Origin of the sequence: Acinetobacter sp. YH16052 (assembly GCF_013417155.1) — a bacterium.
Lineage (GTDB): Bacteria > Pseudomonadota > Gammaproteobacteria > Pseudomonadales > Moraxellaceae > Acinetobacter.
Window position 1 is genome coordinate 1 of the sequence record NZ_VPEO01000185.1, and the last position, 1,165, is coordinate 1,165.

The window sequence follows — 1,165 nt, forward strand, 5'->3', positions numbered from 1 at the left end:
ACGAGACTGAACAGTCAGCATTTGCGCCAGGTAACCTGGTACCAGGAATCGAACCATCTGAAGACCGTCTGCTACAAGGCCGTATCTTCTCTTATTCAGATACACAAATGTACCGTTTGGGTGTGAACCATCAACAAATTCCTGTAAACCGTCCAGTGATTGATGTAAACAACAACAACCAAGATGGTTCAATGAATGTCAGTGAGCGTAATTCTGATGTGAACTACGAACCAAGCCGCAAAGAGCCCAAAGCTGCAACTGCGAAAGCACGTGCGCTACAAACGCCTCTATCTGGTTACGTACAACAAATTGGCGTGAAAGAGCAAAACTTTAAGCAAGCGGGTGATCTTTACCGTTCATACACTACGAAAGAAAAAGACGCTTTAATCATGAACTTGGCTGCGGATCTTGGCAGTGTTAAAGATTCAGAAACCAAACACATCATGTTGTCTTACTTCTATAAAGCAGATGCAGATTACGGTATGCGTATGACTAAAGCGGTTAACGGTGACATCTCAATCGTTAAAGCAAAAGCTGCAAAATTGAAAGACTAATTCTGGTTGGTTGATCAAATCGGTGACTAGCGATTAAGAGTCACCACCGAAAAGTCCTGTAAAACTCAAATCCTTTCCTGCAACCCTAGGGGAGGTTTACAGGAATTTTAGATTTCCAATATTTTGTCATAAGCAAACTTGAGGCCAATTGAAATGAAAGCAATCTTGAATAGCGTGATGATGTCTATTTCTAGCATTCTATTAATGACTCTGCTTACACTAGGAATAACTAAACTTCATGCCCAAGAAACAGTTCAAGTGGCTCAGCAACAAACGGTAAACTCCCAACAGGAATTAATCGATATCTTTTTTGCCGCAGCAAAAACTGGTAATCAAGAAGTTATTAATGAATTTTTAAAATACGGATTTCCAGTGAATGTCCGTAATAGTGCAGGTTATACGCCCTTAATCATGGCAGCTTATTATGGTCATCAAGATGCAGTCACTATATTACTAAAATATGGTGCCAATCGCTGCGCACGTGACAACAAGGGCAATACTGCCTTAATGGGTGCGATGTTTAAGCTTGAATGGGCCATTGTAAAACAGTTACGCCAAGTCGATTGTGATAGCAATGCCAATCAAACTGGACAAAAAACTGCAGCTGAATT

The 1,165-nt window shown here is 40.8% G+C and carries 2 protein-coding genes; both read left to right on the forward strand.

All coding sequences use genetic code 11. From position 1 onward, the window contains the following. The coding region (locus tag FTV42_RS17165) for a catalase (RefSeq protein WP_180039278.1) at positions 1-554 on the forward strand (554 nt) is incomplete at its 5' end. Between the two features lie 153 nt (positions 555-707). Further along, positions 708-1,165 (forward strand): ankyrin repeat domain-containing protein (locus tag FTV42_RS17170; protein WP_373683245.1); only part of this gene is annotated, 458 nt, incomplete at its 3' end.